Annotated in this window: 18 protein-coding genes; 7 read left to right on the top strand and 11 right to left on the bottom strand. The window is 41.3% G+C overall.

Going from position 1 to position 18,965, the window contains the following annotated elements; all coding sequences use genetic code 11:
* Nucleotides 1-12 precede the first annotated feature (12 nt).
* The 8 genes from ACF8FD_RS12285 to tviB all read right to left on the bottom strand — a co-directional run bounded on the left by ACF8FD_RS12285 (nt 13) and on the right by tviB (nt 8,126).
* Nucleotides 13-1,152, bottom strand: a complete 1,140-nt coding sequence (locus ACF8FD_RS12285) for a glycosyltransferase family 4 protein (protein WP_392453439.1) — start codon at nt 1,150-1,152, stop codon at nt 13-15.
* Nucleotides 1,149-2,243: a glycosyltransferase gene (locus tag ACF8FD_RS12290; RefSeq protein ID WP_392453440.1), complete on the bottom strand. Its 1,095-nt coding sequence runs from the start codon at nt 2,241-2,243 to the stop codon at nt 1,149-1,151. The genes ACF8FD_RS12285 and ACF8FD_RS12290 overlap by 4 nt, the downstream gene beginning before the upstream one ends.
* Nucleotides 2,240-3,358: a glycosyltransferase gene (locus ACF8FD_RS12295; RefSeq protein ID WP_392453441.1), complete on the bottom strand. Its 1,119-nt coding sequence runs from the start codon at nt 3,356-3,358 to the stop codon at nt 2,240-2,242. The genes ACF8FD_RS12290 and ACF8FD_RS12295 overlap by 4 nt, the downstream gene beginning before the upstream one ends.
* Before the next feature lie 33 nt (nt 3,359-3,391).
* Nucleotides 3,392-3,940: an acyltransferase gene (locus tag ACF8FD_RS12300; RefSeq protein WP_278344857.1), complete on the bottom strand. Its 549-nt coding sequence runs from the start codon at nt 3,938-3,940 to the stop codon at nt 3,392-3,394.
* A 93-nt stretch (nt 3,941-4,033) separates the two neighbouring features.
* A complete protein-coding gene (locus tag ACF8FD_RS12305; protein ID WP_392453442.1) occupies nt 4,034-4,603 on the bottom strand; it encodes an acyltransferase in 570 nt (189 codons plus the stop codon).
* Nucleotides 4,604-4,626: 23 nt separating this feature from the next.
* Nucleotides 4,627-5,799, bottom strand: coding sequence for a lipopolysaccharide biosynthesis protein (locus ACF8FD_RS12310; RefSeq protein ID WP_392453443.1), 1,173 nt, complete (start codon nt 5,797-5,799; stop codon nt 4,627-4,629).
* 10 nt (nt 5,800-5,809) lie between these two features.
* Nucleotides 5,810-6,835 carry an NAD-dependent epimerase/dehydratase family protein gene (locus ACF8FD_RS12315; RefSeq protein ID WP_278344854.1) on the bottom strand — a complete coding sequence of 342 codons (1,026 nt, stop codon included), beginning with the start codon at nt 6,833-6,835 and terminating at the stop codon, nt 5,810-5,812.
* A gap of 13 nt (nt 6,836-6,848) precedes the next feature.
* On the bottom strand, nt 6,849-8,126 hold the full coding sequence (tviB, locus tag ACF8FD_RS12320; protein ID WP_278344853.1) for a Vi polysaccharide biosynthesis UDP-N-acetylglucosamine C-6 dehydrogenase TviB: 1,278 nt from the start codon (nt 8,124-8,126) through the stop codon (nt 6,849-6,851).
* A 385-nt stretch (nt 8,127-8,511) separates the two neighbouring features.
* On the opposite strand from tviB, the gene ACF8FD_RS12325 reads away from it, so the two are divergent.
* The 5 genes from ACF8FD_RS12325 (at nt 8,512) to ACF8FD_RS12345 (ending at nt 13,893) form a co-directional block, all read left to right on the top strand.
* Nucleotides 8,512-9,582, top strand: coding sequence for a polysaccharide biosynthesis/export family protein (locus ACF8FD_RS12325; RefSeq protein WP_201704305.1), 1,071 nt, complete (start codon nt 8,512-8,514; stop codon nt 9,580-9,582).
* A 2-nt stretch (nt 9,583-9,584) separates the two neighbouring features.
* Entirely contained in the window at nt 9,585-10,013 is a 429-nt protein-coding gene (locus tag ACF8FD_RS12330; protein ID WP_125274495.1) for a low molecular weight protein-tyrosine-phosphatase, read from the top strand.
* 19 nt (nt 10,014-10,032) lie between these two features.
* Nucleotides 10,033-12,228, top strand: coding sequence for a polysaccharide biosynthesis tyrosine autokinase (locus ACF8FD_RS12335; RefSeq protein WP_392453444.1), 2,196 nt, complete (start codon nt 10,033-10,035; stop codon nt 12,226-12,228).
* Nucleotides 12,229-12,441: 213 nt separating this feature from the next.
* Nucleotides 12,442-13,146, top strand: coding sequence for an FKBP-type peptidyl-prolyl cis-trans isomerase (locus ACF8FD_RS12340; RefSeq protein WP_058952446.1), 705 nt, complete (start codon nt 12,442-12,444; stop codon nt 13,144-13,146).
* 54 nt (nt 13,147-13,200) lie between these two features.
* Nucleotides 13,201-13,893, top strand: a complete 693-nt coding sequence (locus ACF8FD_RS12345) for an FKBP-type peptidyl-prolyl cis-trans isomerase (RefSeq protein WP_392453445.1) — start codon at nt 13,201-13,203, stop codon at nt 13,891-13,893.
* 151 nt (nt 13,894-14,044) lie between these two features.
* Here ACF8FD_RS12345 and murJ read toward each other — a convergent pair whose 3' ends face one another.
* On the bottom strand, nt 14,045-15,601 hold the full coding sequence (gene murJ, locus ACF8FD_RS12350) for a murein biosynthesis integral membrane protein MurJ (protein WP_392453446.1): 1,557 nt from the start codon (nt 15,599-15,601) through the stop codon (nt 14,045-14,047).
* A gap of 77 nt (nt 15,602-15,678) precedes the next feature.
* Nucleotides 15,679-16,251 (bottom strand): 1,6-anhydro-N-acetylmuramyl-L-alanine amidase AmpD, encoded by a 573-nt coding sequence (ampD, locus tag ACF8FD_RS12355; protein WP_392453459.1) that lies wholly within the window; start codon nt 16,249-16,251, stop codon nt 15,679-15,681.
* Nucleotides 16,252-16,435: 184 nt separating this feature from the next.
* Here ampD and nadC point away from each other — a divergent pair, with 184 nt between their 5' ends.
* Nucleotides 16,436-17,281 (top strand): carboxylating nicotinate-nucleotide diphosphorylase, encoded by an 846-nt coding sequence (gene nadC, locus ACF8FD_RS12360; RefSeq protein WP_392453447.1) that lies wholly within the window; start codon nt 16,436-16,438, stop codon nt 17,279-17,281.
* A 73-nt stretch (nt 17,282-17,354) separates the two neighbouring features.
* Here nadC and rph read toward each other — a convergent pair whose 3' ends face one another.
* A complete protein-coding gene (gene rph / locus ACF8FD_RS12365; RefSeq protein WP_004684198.1) occupies nt 17,355-18,071 on the bottom strand; it encodes a ribonuclease PH in 717 nt (238 codons plus the stop codon).
* Between the two features lie 161 nt (nt 18,072-18,232).
* Between rph and ACF8FD_RS12370 the strand changes: the two genes are divergently transcribed.
* Nucleotides 18,233-18,910, top strand: a complete 678-nt coding sequence (locus ACF8FD_RS12370) for a TetR family transcriptional regulator (RefSeq protein WP_270428596.1) — start codon at nt 18,233-18,235, stop codon at nt 18,908-18,910.
* The last annotated feature ends 55 nt before the right edge of the window (nt 18,911-18,965 follow it).

The raw sequence follows: 18,965 nt of genomic DNA on the forward strand, positions 1-18,965 counted from the left end.
GGTGAATCGCCTTTAATGAATATCCATTTCAGCCATCATGTGCTTATTCACTTGATGCACATCATATTTATTCAGCGCAATTTCTCGCGAACGCTGTCCCATATACTCAATCAGTTTTGGATCTTCAATAAAGTATTGCATGCATTGCACCAGCTCATCGACTGATTTCACTGCAACCAAATAACCATTCACACCGTGCAATACCGTTTCACGACAACCTGGTGCATCGGTGGTAATAATCGCCCGTCCCATAGCCATCGCCTCTAGTACCGTACGTGGCGTGCCTTCACGGTAGGAGGGCAAAACGTAGACCGAGCTTTCCGCAATTGCAGGACGGACATCACTGAGCTTACCCCAATATTTGAGGCGACCATCGGCAATCCACGTGTCAAGTTCAGCTTGCGAAATGGCCGAAGGATTATCATCAATCCAACCGACCAAATGAAACTCAGCTTCAGGATATTGTGCTTTGATGATACGTGCCGATTCAGCATATTCACGCACACCTTTATCCCCCAAAAGCCGTGCAATGAGCAAGAATGAGGCTTTGACCACGCCTGCATCATCTTTCGGTAAAGGCATGACATCAAAGTCTTGTACATTTACCCCTGAACCATTCACCACCACGCTTGGTTTATTGGCATCAAGCAAATGCATGTCCTGGAAAAGCTTTAAATCATCAGGGTTTTGGAAAAAGACTTTGTCGCTACGTTTGAGCGCTTGCGCATATAAGCCATGCACCAGCTTTTGAAACAGACTACGCTTGCCAGATTCCACATTTTGAAAGGCATAGCCCAAACCTGTAATTAAGGCAAAACGATGCGGTACTTTCGCAAGCCAAGCCGCCAAGGTACCGTAAATGACCGGTTTAATAGTATAGGACAGCACATACTCAGGCTGAATTTGACGAATTTGCCGATAGATATGTTTTAACAGTTTTAAATCCGCCAGTGGATTGGTGCCGGTACGCTGCATGGGAATCTCATGCAGATGATAGCCCAGGGCTTGCAGTTTTTGCTGTTCTTCTGGGAATGATGCGAATTCAGGTGCCATAATGTGAATTTCATAGCCGTGCGCAGAAATCGCTTCTAATAACTTGCCACGAAAATTGAGTACAGATGGCAAAAAACTGCTGATCATCAGAAATTTCAACGGCTTTGCTCCCAAACTTGCATATATTGCTGACTCACTTTCTCAATACTGAAATGTGCTTCTACGCGCTCACGCACGGCTTGTTTCAACTGCAATTTTTCATCATTGCTTTGCTGCACATAATTTAAAGTTGCTTGCACCAATACAGCCGAATTGCGCGGCGGTACAATTTCGCCAAGCTCTTGCACAATATATTGCGCATCACCAACATCTGTGCTGATACAAGGCAAACCTGATGCCATGGCTTCGACCAACACATTCGGAAAACCTTCGGTAATTGAAGTCATCAGAAAAGCATCAACCGATTGATAAAAAGCAGGCATATCTGAGATTTGATCAAGCAAATGCACTTTTTCGGCATCTAACTGATACTGCTCAAACAAGGCTTTTACTTCAGGATTTTCTAAACTCGCGCCGCTGCCAACAATTTTAAAGATGATGTTTTTATCTTTCAGCAAGCCCATGGTTTCAAACAAATAGGGGTAGCCTTTGGCCGTGTGATAACGCCCTGCAAAACCAATCACGGTTGGTTCATGCAATTGAGGATTGGGCTGAAATTTATCTAAAAACACGCCATTGGCAATCACTTGACTATTGGCATTTTTAAAGCCAAAGACCTGATGCTGCTGCATAGACGAATGCGCACAATAAATAATGGCACTGGCTTGTTGGGACAGTATTTTGCTTAAGCCTAAGGCAATTTTCGTGCTGATGGATTCATCTTTAGGAGAAGCAAGAGAATGATGAATGCCCCACACCACATTCGGTTTTTGAGCTAAACCAAGCATACTTAAACTTGTGAGCACATTGGCATGATACATCCAACATTGCACGGTTTTGGGTTGTAGTTGTTTCAGTAAACCACGCAGTTTTTGAATCGTACCCAACGTATTTAAACCATTCCACTGCAGTGCATAATATGACTGACAACAATCTAAAGTACGTTGATAAACCTCAGAGGTTTTCATCAATGCAATGATCACATGTTTATACTGCTGCTCTGTGCATTGGATCAGGCGTGCCAACATCATCTCAGCACCTCCCACGCCCGCAAAGTTGGTAATCACATGCACCATTAATGGTTTAGTCATGATGCAGACTCCATCATTCGCAAATATTGCTTGAGTACGGTTTGCTTATGAAACTGCTGAATATGCGCTTCAAAATCAGCTTCTTGATATTGCACATAATCTGCAAAAATCGCCTGCTGCATCGCTTGGGTTAAACCTATCTGATCATTGCATTCGACCAATAAACCGAACTTGGTATGGTCTAAAATTTCACGTGGACCACTTGGGCAATCAGTACTGACCACTTTGACTTTGGATGCCAACGCCTGAATGAGTACTCCAGGCAAACCTTCCCAATTGGAACTTAAAACAAACAGCGATGCATATTTAAAATAAGCGTATGGATTGGCATCAAAGCCCGGCAAATCCACCACGTCTTTTAAACCTAAGTCGGTAACTAAATCCTCAAACTCTGCACGCAGTTCACCCTCACCTAAAATCAATAATCGGGTTTCAGGATTCTGATCTTGCAAGACTTTAAAGGAGCGGATCAGAAAACCAAAGTTCTTTGCTTCAGTGAGACGCCCCACTGCCAAAATTACTTTATTGTTACCGTTCAAAAATTTGTGTGTGACTGGCGCTTTAAGCTTTTCAAAATAGGCATCGTCCAATACAGGGTTATAAATCGTGCTCAGATTATTATTTTTATAGCCATAATATTCACGAAAATCGGCTTCAACCCCTTTAGAGACACAGACCACTTGCTGTGCCATGGGATAAGTCCAATTCACCAAAGTTTTCAGCACAAATTTAGCAATACCTTGCAATTTTAAGTTTTTGGATGGCGTTGATACTTCACGGAAGATCAATCGCGTTGCAACACCTGCAAGCTTTTTCGCAATGCCTGCCACAATATTGGTATGGGTTTGCGTTGCCACCAAGCAGTCGTATTGCTCAGCTTTCATTTTCAGTTTTAAGGGCGTGATGCTATTCATCACCCGACCGCAATTAAAATTGACCAATTCAATTTTAGAACTCACTTCGGGTAACAGCTTGGCTTTATCGCCATTCAGGTCACATACGCCTAAATGAATTTTAAGTCCTTGTTCAGCAAAACTGTTCGCCAGTTGAATGACCGTACGTTCTGCACCGCCACCGCCCAAGCTTGGCAAAAAGAACATGACTTTATTCAACATATGCAGACCTAAACTTTATGAAATGGGAGAATATTAAAGGTGGTTTTTTGAAGCTTGAATCGCCATGGCACGTGCCACGCGCTCGCGATAATCCGTAATACCCGCTAAATCAGTATCACTGGCACAGCTACTTTGAATTTTGGCTTGATAATCAGCAAAACTGGATACCACTTTAGCTGGCACACCAATCGCTACACTATTATCAGGAATATCCTTAGTCACCACAGAACCAGCTCCAATCACCACATTTGAGCCAATCGTAACTCCAGGCATAATAATGCTATTCACACCAATAAAGACATGCGAACCCACCTGAATTGGGGCAAAGCGTTGATAGCGCTTCCCTTGCTCATCTTTGATTAAACAGGTACTGCCATCATGAGTAATAAATTTCACCCCTGAAGTGACCGTCACATGATCGCCAATGCTGACCAAGAACGGTTCCGAGCCCCAACTTTTAATATAGATTCGGCAGTTTTCACCAACTTTCACACCTTTTTTACGTGCATAAGCCACACTGCCCTTTGCCATAAAATAAGCAAGATCAAACAGCTGTCGAAACGCAGAAACCATAAATGACATACACAGTACCTGAATGAGGCGGGGCAACTTAAAAGGAGGAAAATAAGTCAGCTATTTTACGCTGAAAATGTGTTTTACGATATGCATAGCACTTTATACAGATTTGATTTTTTTGGCCGGAATACCGACATACACCCCTGATTCAAACAAAGGTTTCGACACGAGGCTACATGCCCCAATCACCGAATCATTTGGAATTTTCACGCCATCGAGTACCGTCACCCGCGCACCAAGCCAAATATTTTTCCCTAAACTCACGCCCTGCTTGGTAATCGCATCTTTCACCAACAGATCAGGCTCACCAAATTTATGGTTGCTGGCAATCAAAATACTTTGCGTACCAATACGGGTGTTATCGCCAATCGTGATACCACCACAGCCATTGATAAAAGACTTAGAATTAATGCTAACGTCTTGACCAATCGACACCTTGCCACCAAAGCATTTGATATAACAGCTTTCACCAATAAAGCTGTTATCTGCAATTTCTAAAATCGCACCTTGCTCGACAATTAAACTGACATGATCGCCAATATAGACATTCTTACCGATCTTGACTTGTCCGCTAATATCAACCGTACAGCCTTTGCCGAAGTAACGGAATTGCGTGCCAAATGCCATGTTGTACATCACTTTACGGCACTGTGAAGCAAACCAATTCATGTATTTTAAAATTTTAAAAAACATCAGTTTTTATTTCTCCACACCACATATAAAATGGCAAAGTTATAGAAAATTAATGCCACAGGTACCGCAAGTAACAAATACACTTTATCAGCAAAGACTGCATAGAAGCCTGCAAATAATGCGAACTTAATCATGAGTTCTACGATTTGCAACTTAAACAATACTTGGCTGTTGCGCTGAGCAATCAGAAAAGCGGAGCTTGGTGGATTACAGAAAATCGCCCAATAGCCCAAAGCTAAAATTTGGAAATAGCTCGAAATACCCACCCATTCACTGCCAAAAACCCATAAATATAAAGATTCAGGCAATACAAAGACCAAGGCAAATAACGGCAGTGAAACCAAACTGAGCAGCACACTGGCTTTTAACGCATTTTGGCTTGAATCCGCATCTTTAAATTTACGGATAAAAAACTGACGTAGGGTTTGTGAAATAAGATTAATCGGAACACGCAAAGTCCGTTCGACAATGGCATAGAAACCCATCGCCTGTACACCGACAAAATGCGATACCACATAATAGGGTAAATTATGTGAAAAACTATTCAGCAACGCATGTGGTGTATTGGCATAAATAAAATCTTTGTAATGTTTAAATGCCTGCCAACTGACTTGATACAGTTGATGCTTTATTAAATAAATCAACACTGCCACAATCATGATGATCGAGCTCAGGTTATAACTGTTCACCAAGCTAATTTGCATCACGAGCGGTAAGGAGAGTTGAATCGCCACCACGATGGCACTACGGAAAACATTTAAACCTGCACAGAAATATTCTTTATGTGCTGAAAACTGATAATTATACAGACTCTGAATCAGGGTATTGGCAAGCACACCTGTAGCAACTGCCCCTGCCATTTCAACATTTAAAATTGCACTGATGACGATGCCACTAATGACAGCAATCGCAGTTGAGAATACAGCCCCTTCAAAAATCAGACTCTTTTTATCTTGCTCGTCCGCGACTAACAATGCTTGATCAAGACGTAAATTGGCAACCGTGGATAAAATACTGACAATCGCCAATGCAATCCCGTAAGTACCAAAGTCAGCAACAGAATATAGGCGTGTTAAAACAGGAAGTGCGATAAATGTAATTATCGCACCGACCAGTAAACTTAATGTAATCAGTCCAATGGACTGATATTTTGCGAAAAATTTCGCAATCATCTGTTCAATATCATTTTAAATTGTTTACGTACCAACGCATGGCCAACTGAATACCTTCGGCAATTTTAAACTGCGGTGCATAACCCAAATGCTGCTTAATTTTGGCAATGCTGGCTTGTGAATGACGTACATCACCCGCACGGAATTCACGGTACACAGGATCACGCTCAAAGTTCACATCGTTTGTCGAAAGCGCTGCCTGAATCGCACGGTACAACTCATTCAAAGTTGTGCGGTCACCTAGTGCAACATTATAGACCTGATTTTTTGCTTCATCGCTTTGCGTTGTCGCAGCTAAAATATTCGCTTGCACCACATTTTGAATAAAACAGAAATCTCGACTGGTTTCACCATCACCGTTAATAAACACATCTTCACCAGCAATCATTGATGATGTCCATTTCGGGATCACTGCTGCGTAAGCGCCTTTCGGATCTTGGCGTTGACCAAACACGTTAAAGTAACGTAAGCCAATTGCTTTAAACCCATAAGTTTTCGCAAATACGTCTGCGTATAACTCATTGACGTACTTCGTCACTGCGTAGGGTGAAAGTGGTTTACCAATATTTTCTTCCACTTTTGGCAATGCGGGATGATCACCATAAGTCGAACTGCTGGCTGCATAAGTAAAGCTTGCAACACCTGCATCACGCGCAGCAGTGAGCATATTTAAGAAACCACTGATATTGGTTTCATTGGTGGTGATCGGATCGGCAATTGAACGTGGTACTGAGCCTAAAGCGGCTTCATGCAAGACATAATCCACACCTACACATGCTTTTTGGCAATCTGCAAACTGACGTATGTCACCTTCAATAAAGCTGAATTTTGCCCATTGCGCCTCAGTCACTAAGCTTTGTACTTCATCCAAATTATGCTGATGACCTGTGGCAAAGTTATCTAAACCCACCACAGTTTGATTGAGTTTGAGTAACGTTTCTAAAAGATTCGAGCCAATAAAACCTGCTACACCTGTCACCAACCAAGTTTTAGGTGCAGTTTTGAGCTTGTCACATACCTGTTGATATTGATTCATGATGGTATGCTCCTTACAAACGTAGATCAGATTCGGCTTGAGATAACACATATTTCAAGTCATACAGCACATGATCAGCTTTACCCAAAGCACGAATTGCATCAGCGCCCATCACCTTAAATTGCTGATGGGCAACCGCAAGAATGACTGCATCGTATTTGCCATCTTCTAAAGTCGAAATTGGCTGAATGCCATATTCATGCTCAGCCTCAGCAGCATCTACCCAAGGGTCATAGACATCAATCTGAGTGTGATATTCCTTGAGTTCATTGACGATATCAATGATGCGTGTATTACGAATATCTGGGCAGTTTTCTTTAAAGCTTAGGCCTAAAATCAGTACTTTGGCATCTTCAACTTGAATGCGTTTTTTCAACATGGCTTTAACCAGTTGAGTCACCACATAAGCACCCATACCATCATTTAAACGGCGACCCGCTAAAATAATTTCAGGATGATAACCCATCGACTGTGCTTTATGAGTTAAGTAATACGGATCAACCCCGATACAGTGCCCACCGACTAAACCCGGACGGAATGGAAGGAAATTCCATTTAGTTCCAGCAGCCTCTAATACCGCTTCCGTATCAATGCCCATTTTATTGAAAATCAACGCCAATTCATTAATTAAAGCTATATTCACATCGCGCTGAGTGTTTTCAATCACCTTCGCAGCTTCTGCAACTTTAATACTGGCTGCTTTATGTGTGCCTGCTTCAACAACCAAGTTATAGACTTGATCGACATAATCAGCGACTGCAGGTGTTGAACCCGAAGTGATTTTTAAAATATTAGTAACGCGGTGCAATTTATCACCCGGATTAATACGCTCAGGACTATAACCTGCATAAAAATCCTGATTGAATTTTAATCCTGAATTTTTTTCTAAAACAGGAATACAAACTTCTTCAGTTGCACCTGGATAAACCGTTGATTCATAGACAACCACATCACCCTTTTTCAGTACTCTAGCAATACTTTCGGATGCTTTAACCAAGGGAGTCAGATCGGGTTGCTTAAATTCATCGATCGGGGTTGGAACTGTAACAATAAAGAAATTACAATCTGCTAACTGCTGTAGGTTCGTGGTGTAGCTTAAATGCGTTGCTTGCTTTAATTCTTTTGGTGAAACTTCTAAAGTATGATCTTGTCCGCTCTGTAGCTCATCAATACGCTTCTGGTGAATATCAAAGCCTATCACGGGAACTTTTTTTCCAAACTCAACAGCTAGCGGTAAACCGACATAACCTAATCCGATGATGGCAATTTTTAATTCGGAGAGTTGTAACATACTGAAGCCTATGTCATCGATGAATCATCAATCATCGTTATGTTGTAAATAGCGTTAAATTATATCAGAAAATCAAATTTCGATTGTGTAATGATGTTCTAAACATACATAAAAAGTCATACTTCCCGATTCAAATAGATCAAATCTATGGTCCTTTTTATCTATATGCTATTTTGTTAAGATCAAAGTCTCAGGTACATTTTTTATATTTTATAAAAAACCTAATCGAATTACGTTTTAAAACATCAATAACTATATTAAATAGCGCGAATAGTATAGAATTTTGCAGTCTGAAACGTACAATTAGGGTTCATTGGCCCGTTCAAAAACATTCAAATTTATAAATAGGATTTATATTCGAGTGAATTACTATCGTTATAGCGTTATGCTGGTTTTGAGTTTAGGAATTACAGGATGTGCAATGACCCCTGGACTTCAGACATATGATTTACCACAACAAGGTTCCTATAAAACAGATCAAGGTGCTGAATTAAGTGTTGTACCTTTGACACAAAATAATATTCCTGCTATTTCTCAAGCGAATTCGCAAAATTTAGCTCAAATTCAAACGTTATTTCAGCATCAGCAATCCATATATAAATTAAGTGCAGGTGATGTTCTATCGATCCAACTTTGGGCTTATCCTGAAATTACACCACCAATTCAAGATGCAACTAATGTAAAAGCTGTTGGTTATCCCATTGATCCTAACGGTAATGTACAGCTTCCTTTAGTCGGGTCAGTTAAAATTGCTGGGAAAACGCTTGCTCAAGCGAATACATATTTGCGTAGTCAATTTAGTAAATATTTAAAACACCCTGATGTTGTCGTTAGAGTGTTATCTTACGAAGGCAAAAGATACTTCGTAAATGGTCAAGTACTTAAAAGTGGCCAATACACTTTAAATGATCAACCCATCAGCCTCTATACCGCGCTAGGTCAAGCTGGTGGTATTGATACCAAAACTGGCGACACCACTAATATTCAACTTATTCGAAATGGTGCTACGTATAATTTAAATACCATTCAACTCGAAAAAAATGGTTTATCACTACATAATTTATTAATTCGCCCGAATGACACAATTTTTGTAAATACAAAACAAGATCAAAAACTTTATGTTATGGGTGAATCAAGTAAAAGCCAAGCGATTAACTTACGCGATCAAGGCATGTCTTTAAGTGATGTATTGGGTGAAAGTGAAGGGATTAACCCTTACTCAGCTAGTGCAGCTAGAATTTATGTCATGCGTACAGATTTAGATCAAAAGCAGTCAACTATCTATCACTTAAATTTGAGTAGTATAGGTAATCTAGCATTAGCCAATCAATTTTCCATGAAAAAGAATGACATTGTATACATTGATGCAACTGGTTTGACTCGTTGGCAACGTGTAGTCAATCAGATCATTCCATTCTCGAGCGCACTTTATAGTTTTGATCAGCTTGGGAAATAGTTATGGCGTTTAAAAATATACTGGTTGTCTGTGTCGGAAATATTTGCCGTAGCCCGATGGCAGAATATTTCCTAAAGACGAATTGCCCAAACCAACACATTGAATCTGCAGGATTGTCCGCAATGGTAGGACATCATGCAGATGAAAAAGCAATTCATTGTATGGACCAATTTAATATTGATATGCGTCCACATATTGCAAAACAGATCAATGCATCTTTAATTAAGCAAGCAGACTTAATTTTAGTAATGAGTACGAATCAGGCTCAGCATATAGAAAAACAATGGCCGTTTGCAAAAGGTAAGGTTTTTAGATTAGGCCACTGGCAAGGAAAAAATGTCCCTGACCCTTATCAACACGATCAAGACTTTTTTGATATAACCTGTAGCAATATTCAACGCTTTGTTGCTGATTGGAAATCACATTTTTAAATTATTACGATATTAAATTATGAATCAAAACTCTAGCACTAGCGAAGATACAATCGACTTAAAAGAGTTATTTTTTTCTCTGATTGCTCAGTGGAAACTCATTGCTCTTTGTGTTATTTTTAGTTTAATTTGTGCATTACTTTATTTAAGAGTCACTCAACCCATTTATGCTACAGATGCGATGGTTCTCGTTGAAGACAGCAAAAGTGCTGCCTCAGCAGCACTATTAGGCGAGTTAAGCCAACTCTCAGGAGCGATGGGGCAAAAATCACCAGCCGATGCAGAAATTGAAGTTCTAAGATCTCGCATGGTTTTGGGACAAGTGATTCGAGATCTCAACCTTGATATTGAAATCAAGGCCCCAGAAGACTCCGCATTTAATCGTTTGATTTCAGAGAAAAAGTCAACAGTTGATTACACTCCAACTGAAGTGGTTTATCAAAATAAATCATCCGTAGTTCAAATTAAACAATTGAATGTCCCTGATTTCTATCTAGATGAACCCCTTCAACTAAAATTCAAAGAATCAAACACATTTCAACTACTACATAAAGATGAAGTTGTTTTTGAAGGCAAAACCAATGTCAAGAATCAAGTGCCTAGTCCGTATGGCTTGTGGCAAGTGTATATTGTAAATAATAACAATCTAGTCCCAGAACTTAAAATCACAAAATACGCTCTACCAACAGCAATGAAAAACCTAATGTTGAATTATGCTGTTGCTGAACGTGGCAAAATGACGGGCGTGATTGGTTTAAATTACCAAGGCACAGATAAAGAACATATCACTAAAGTTCTCAATCATATTTTAAGTGTCTATCACAAACAAAATATTGAGCGGAAATCTCTAGAATCAACGCAAACGCTCGCTTTCTTAGACAAGCAACTGCCTATACTCAAGCAGCAGCTCGAAGACTCTGAAATTCAATTCAATAAATTCCGTGAAAAATATAATACGGTTGATGTGACGCAAGAATCTGAACTGTTATTAAAGCAAAATATTGAACTCGAACGTTTAATGATTGAGCTGAAGCAAAAACAAGCTGAGTTTTCTGCTAAATATACCAGCGACCATCCTTTAATGGCGGAAATTAATGCCCAATTAACGGAATTAAGCAGTAAAAAAGAACAGTTAAATCAAGCTTTGAAGCAACTACCAGAAACTCAACGTTTATATTTACAACTTTATCGTGATGTCAAAGTCAATGCTGAGCAATACACTGCGCTCTTAAATAACTACCAACAACTCAAAATTGCAAATGCAGGTGAGATTGGTAATGTCCGCATTGTTGATACAGCGGTTAAACCGTTTGAGAAGATTAAGCCAAAATCACTGATTGTGCTCATCTTATCCATCTTTGTTGGTGGTTTCCTGGGTACACTCTTGGCATTATTGCGTAACATGATGCGTACAGGCATTAAAGATTCAGCTCAAATTGAAAATGAGTTAGATTTACCTGTTTATGCCACTGTACCACGTTCTCCTGTTCAAGAAAGTCGCATCAATATTTTGAAGAAGAAAAAGAATATTCCTATTTTGGCTGTTAAAAACAGTGATGATATTGCGATTGAAAGCTTACGTAGTATGCGTACCGCCATTCATTTTGCTTTAAGTTCTGCAAAAAATAACCTGATTATGATTTCAGGCCCAGCACCAGAAGTCGGGAAATCTTTTATTTCGACCAACTTAGCCACAATTTTGGCGCAAAGCGATAAACGTGTTTTGATTGTAGATGCTGACTTACGTCGTGGATATTTACATAAGTACTTTAACTACGACACTCAACCAGGTCTCACTGAATTACTCAATGGCCAACACAGCTTAGAGACAGTGATTCGAAATACTGAAGTACCTGGCTTAAGCGTCATCTCCAGAGGTAAAAGTCCAACCAATCCATCTGAACTCTTAAGCTCGGCTCAGTTTAAGAACGTCTTGGAACAACTGTCTGAGAAGTTCGATCATGTGATCATCGACACACCACCAGTACTGGCTGTAACGGATGGGATTATTATTTCTCAATATACAGGCGTTAATTTAGTGATTGCGCGTTATGCGAAAACACAAATGAAAGAGCTTGAGTTAACCATCAATCGCTTTGAACAAGCAGGTGTTAAAGTCAATGGCTTCATTCTGAATGACATTCAACGTACAGCTGGTTCAGGTTATGGCTACAATTATGCTTATGCTTATAAAGCCAATAAAGAATCAGACTAAAGACAGCTATTAGCCGATAAAAAGCCAGAACTTGATTTCTGGCTTTTTATTTTGTATGACAAACGTTTATATATTCAAATCCTTATAGTTTTTTTAAGGACTTCGGCATATATTAATTTGAAAATGTACTGGTGGTACAAAACACGTCATTCATGAAGTCTGCTAAGATGCTAAAAAACTTTTTGAATGTAATAGAATTAGGAAAAATTTCACATGAGTAAAGCCTTACCCATTGCTGTAGCTGTTATTCTAGGCGGTGCTGCACTTGTTCCCGTTTATTATGCATCTCAACACCCAGCTTCAGCCGAAGCCCAAGTTTCAAAAAATGCATCTGCCGTAGAAAAAATTAGCTATGCACTGGGTTATGAGGTTGCTCATCAAACTCCACCAGAACTCGATATTAACAGTTTTGTAACGGGTGTCCGTGCCGGTCATGCTCGTAGCCAACCTGCCTATAGCGAAGAAGAATTAAAACAAGCCTATGAGCAGTTCCAACAAGAAATGCAGCAAAAACAGGCCAATGATGCAAAGCAAGCACAAACAACCAGTGACAGCTTCTTAACTGAAAACGCGAAAAAACCTGGGGTGAAAACCACAGCGTCAGGCTTACAGTACAAAATTACACAAGAAGGTACAGGCAAGCAACCCACTGCCAGCTCTGTCGTGACCGTGCATTACAAAGGCCAATTGGTCGACGGTAAAGTCTTCGATAGTTCGCTTGAACGTGGCGAACCGATTGAGTTTCCTTTAAACCAAGTGATTCCAGGTTGGACTGAAGGTCTACAACTCATGAAAGAAGGTGGGAAAGCGACCCTCTACATCCCTTCGAACTTAGGTTATGGCCCACAAGGTGTACCTGGTATGATTCCAGCCAACAGCACGCTTATTTTTGATGTTGAACTGATCAAAGTAAAATAAGACAAGTCAATCAAAGGAGAGCTTTTGCTCTCCTCTTTTTATTGAGAATACAAGATGAAAATTCAAACAACATTACTCTGTGGCTTGTTACTTTCTACACCTGTTTTTGCTGCACCGATTAATAATAAAAGCAGCATCAACCAACAAGTCGGTTATAGCTTTGGCTATCTCATGGGTCGTAGCAATGCTGAATCAATTCAAGATTTAGATCTCGATGCTTTTGTGCAAGGGTTACGTGAAGCATCTAAAGGCCAAGCTGCATCATTAAGCGATGAAGAAATGGCGCGTGTACTCACCCAATATAAACGCCAAGCCGAGGCAAAACAGTTATTAGAAGTGAAACAACTGGCTGATAAAAATGCCAAAATTGGTGCAGCCTTTTTAGCTGAAAATGCGAAAAAACCCGAGGTGAAAACCACGGCTTCAGGCCTGCAATATATGGTTTTACAACAAGGTCAAGGCAAGTCACCCAAGGCCAACAGTCGAGTCAAAGTTCATTATGAAGGACGTCTGATTGATCAGACCGTTTTTGACAGCTCGATTGCACGCCAACAGCCTGCGGAGTTTCAAGTCAGCCAAGTGATTCAAGGTTGGACTGAAGGCTTACAGTTGATGAAAGAAGGCGCAAAATATCGCTTCTTTATTCCCGCTAAACTGGGCTATGGCCAAATTGGTTCAGGCGATGTGATTGAACCGAATAGCACCTTGATTTTTGATGTGGAACTGATTGAAGTGTTGCCAAAATAAGGCAGCAATGCAAAGGCAATGCTATATACAAAATAAAAAGTCTGATCTTCGTGATCAGGCTTTTTATTAAGTTCAATCTATTCTTCAATCAAGCCATGCTTTTTTAAGCTACGCGCTTCGCTCGCAGTAAAAAATAAAGTACTGCTTTGTTTTATGCTTCATGTTTGAGATGACGTGGTCTAAACCCAGTAAAGAGCAAACCAACCGCATATGCCACAACGCCGACCACGCACAACCCGATCACTTCGGCAACGCGTATCCACTGTGACACGTCACCATTATACCAAGTCAATGCATACCACAAAGCCACAATCATCACGGCGTTAGCAATACCAAACTGAATAAACAGTTTTTTCCAGTGTGTGCCAAAACGGAAAATATCGCGCTTGTGTAGATAGAAATACAACATCCCCGCATTCACCAGAGCAGAGCCCGAAGAGGCTAAAGCCAAAGCCATATGCTCTGCCTGCCAGTCAATCAATTTAAAGAAGCCAATAAACACCACGTTTAAAATCGCATTTGCGGCAACGGCCATTAAACCGACACGGACTGGTGTTTTGGTGTCTTGCTGCGCATAAAATCCAGGTGCAAAGACTTTAATCAACATAAATGAAATCACCCCAGCACTCATACATTGCAGCGCCAAAGCCGTCATTTGTGTATCTTCAAGGGTAAATTGTCCGCGTTGGAATAGGGCCTGAATAATGGGGGTCGATAACATAAACAGAGCGATACTAGCCGGCACCCCCACCAAAACAATGACCTTCGCAGCCCAATCCATCATGCCACGAAACTTCGACATATCTTGCTCTGCATGACGGGTCGACAACGCGGGTAAAATCACCGTACCAATCGCTACCCCAATCAAGCCCAAAGGTAATTCAGTCATACGTTCCGCACTGTACAACCATGACACTGAACCGTCTTGCATAAACGAAGCCCAAATGGTGTTCAGGAGTAAGTTGATTTGCGTGACAGAAACACCAAATAGCGCAGGCAGCATCAATTTCATGATGCGATCCACACCTTCATGCTTAAAATCAACTTTCGGTGGAATCAGTAACTTTTTATGCCAAAGTTCAGGAATTTGGATCGCCAGTTGCAATACACCCGCAGCAATCACTGCCCAACCGAGTGCCATAATCGGCTCCGCCATATACGGCGTCAACCACCATGCTCCTGCAATCATCGCAACATTCAGCAATACTGGTGAAAATGCGGGGGAAGCAAAGGAACCATAACTATTTAGAATACTGCTGGCAAATGCCGTCAGCGACATAAACAATAAATAAGGAATGGTGAGGCGAAACATTGAAACCGCGAGGTCGAACTTCTCTGGATCGGCATGGAAACCCGGTGCATAGATGTATAGCACTGCTGGAGCTGCGACCATAGCAATGAAGGTTAAAGCCGTCATAACGGTCATCAAACAACCAAAGACTCGGCTAATCAGAATTTGAACTTCCGCATGGTTACGCCCAGTTTTATATTCGGTCAGTACTGGAATAAACGCCTGTGAGAATGCTCCCTCAGCAAATAGCCGACGGAAGAAGTTCGGGATACGAAAGGCCACCACAAAGGTATCGAAATCTTTCCCCGCACCAAAGACATTTAGTAAGACAATGTCTCGTACCAAACCCAAGACCCGAGAAAGCATGGTCATTGCACTTACAATTACGGTTGACCGCCACAGCGCCATCGTATCCACCTAGTTTTTCATTTGCCGCTATTGTAATGAAACTTCAGCGAATATTTGATTGTTTAATGTTGTTGTTGACTCTCAATTCATTGACTTTTTAACTGCTGCAAACGATTTCGATAGCCTAACCAATCAAAAAATGCGCCTGGATCGGTCTTACGTCCTGGCGCAATATCGGAATGTCCTGCCAAATGCTGCTGAATTTGAGGATAGGCCTGTTGTAAACAGGCCGTCACGTGTACCAATTTTTCATATTGAGCATCTTCAAAAGGTAAGTCATCACTGCCCTCAAGCTCAATGCCAATTGAATAATCATTGCACTCTTTTTTAGCCAGATAGCTTGAGCGTCCTGCATGCCATGCACGGTCGTTAAAATTGACAAATTGTAAGACTTCGCCACTTCTTAAAATCAGTAAATGCGCTGAGACTTGCATGCCTTGAATGGTTTGAAAATATGGATGTACTGACCAATCCAATTGATTTTGAAAAAATTGTTCAATATAGCCGCCACCAAACTGTGAGGGAGGCAAACTGATATTATGGATGACAATCAGTTGAATCTCAGTATCAGCAGGACGTGCATTAAAATTAGGCGATGGAATTTGTCTCGCTCCTAGCAGTTGCCCTGCGTGCACTTGAAACGACGGAATGACCTGCATATTTTTATTCCTCAAATCCATTACGCCCTTTGGGCAATCTTTTTTAATGTCTCTCATGCTAAATCTTTCCCCGTTATTTCTCAAATTGGTCAGCGTTTGATTTTGAAATTTTCACGCCTTTTTCAGGAAAAATGCTAATATATTGCGCAATTTTCATGGCTTCTATAAAGATACGGACAATCGGATGAGCATATCGCAGCAACTGCTTGAACAATCTATTCAACTGAATATTCAACAGGCATTACAAGAAGACATCGGTGATGGTGACATTACGGCACTTTTAACACCTGAAGATGAACAAGCGACTGCGACCATTATTAGCCGTGAAGACATGATTCTTGCAGGTCAGCCTTGGGTCAATGCATTAATTGCAGCTTTTGATCCTAGTGTACAAATCACGTGGCTCAAAAACGATGGCGATCTGGTTTTTGCCAATGAAACCATTTTTAAACTGGCGGGTTCAGCGCGCAGCTTACTTACGGTTGAACGCCCTGCACTCAACTTTGTACAAACGCTATCTGCTGTAGCAACCAAAACTGCGGAATATGTCAAACAGCTCGATGGCTTAAACACCAAGTTACTCGATACCCGTAAAACCCTACCGGGTCTGCGTATTGCCCAGAAATATGCTGTCGCGGTCGGCGGCGGTCAAAACCATCGTTTAGGCTTATTCGATGCTTTTTTAATTAAAGAAAATCACATCATGGCGGCAGGCGGCATCGCCCAAGCCATTGCCAAAGCGCATCAAATTGCCCCGGGCAAACCTGTCGAAGTCGAAGTTGAAACCTGGGCGGAATTAGAGCAAGCATTGGAAGCCCAAGCTGATATCGTGATGTTAGACAATTTTAGCCAGCAACAAATGATTGATGCGGTCAAGCATGTTGCAGGACGTTGTAAATTGGAAGCATCAGGGAATATCACCATTGCCAATTTACGTGAAGTCGCAACCACAGGCGTGGATTATATTTCGATGGGTGTGTTGACCAAAGATGTCAAAGCAGTCGACCTTTCTATGCGTTTTAATGCTTAATTCCAATAGTTTGCATTCAAACGACACCCAATAAAAAACGCACTCTCAAGTGCGTTTTTTATTGGGTTAAAACTTACCAGCCCAGTGCTTGCTGTTGTTTTTTCACCAATTCTTGAATGCCCTTTTCTGCCATTTCTAACATGGCATTGCACTGTACACGGGTAAATGGTTTATCTTCTGCCGTGCCTTGAATTTCAATAAACTCGCCGGCTTGGGTCATGACCACGTTTAAATCCGTTTGGCAGTTTGAGTCTTCTTCATAACACAAGTCTAAAAGCACTTCGTCTTGGAAAATTCCGACTGAAATTGCAGCCACTAAGCCTTTTAATGGATCTTGCTTAATTTTCTTTTTCTCAAGCAACGTATTCATCGCATCAATGAGAGCCACGGCAGCACCAGTGATCGCAGCAGTACGTGTACCGCCATCTGCCTGAATCACATCACAGTCGATGGTGATGGTATTTTCACCGAGTTTTTTTAAATCCACCATTGCGCGTAGACTACGGCCAATCAAACGTTGAATTTCTTGAGTACGACCACTTTGCTTACCACGCGCAGCCTCACGGTCACTACGGGTATGCGTCGAACGCGGCAACATGCCATATTCAGCGGTTACCCAGCCCTGACCCTTGCCTTTTAAAAAGCGTGGTACGGAGTTATCAATACTTGCAGTACAAAGAACTTTGGTATGACCAAACTCAACCAATACCGAACCTTCCGCATAACGTGTGTAGTTACGAGTAATGGTGACATCACGTAATTGATCTAATGTTCGTTGGTCGATACGCATAATACGCCCTTCATCTGACTAAATAGGTTGGCACATAGTATAGCAGAAGCAGACCCAAAGCATTTGTCTGACTGCATTGCATTTGTAATTGATCGCCTACTTCCCTACCCATCCATATTCTTTGTTAAACTGAAGCTTAAAAGAGACTGAGGCAATAATCCATGTCGATTCGGGAAGAACGTAAACAACAAAGCCGCCAAGCTTTGCTGAATGCTGCATTACAACTCAGCACCTCGGGACGTTCCTTTGCTCGCATTAGTCTCCGTGAAGTCACTCGCCAAGTGGGTTTAGTACCGACCGCTTTTTATCGCCACTTTAATGACTTAGATGAGTTAGGACTTGAACTGGTCGACCAAGCGGCGCTCCACATCAAAAGTATGTTAACCCAATTGGGACAAAGCTATGTTTATGGTCCACATGCCACGATTGAGCACAGTCTAGACCTATTTTTTCATGCTGTAGAGCAACATCCTGAACAATGGATTTTCTTGATTGGAGAACGTTGGGGTGGGTCAGCCTTGATCCGTGCTGCCGTTGAGCGAGAAATTGCCTTTTTAATCGATGACTTCGCCCATGAATTAACCCGTATTGAAAGCATGCAACATATTCATGACAGCGAAGACCTCAAAGTTTTGGCCAATATTTTAATGGATGCCTCTTTTAACTGGGCCATGCGCTGGATTGGTTTGAGTCGAGATGTGGCTCCCGATAAACTCCAACAGCAGCGGGCTGAATTTAAACTACAAACCATCGTGCAGATTCAACTCATGTTCCGTGGAATCTCCAATTGGCAACGACCATCTGCTCAAACCAAACAAGCCAACCCGACCTTACATTAAGCCGCTCACAGACGTAATTTTTGCTGTATTACAAAATTTTTAATGCGCTTTACTC

It is taken from the genome of Acinetobacter sp. TYF_19, assembly GCF_043105125.1.
GTDB classification, from domain to species: domain Bacteria; phylum Pseudomonadota; class Gammaproteobacteria; order Pseudomonadales; family Moraxellaceae; genus Acinetobacter; species Acinetobacter johnsonii.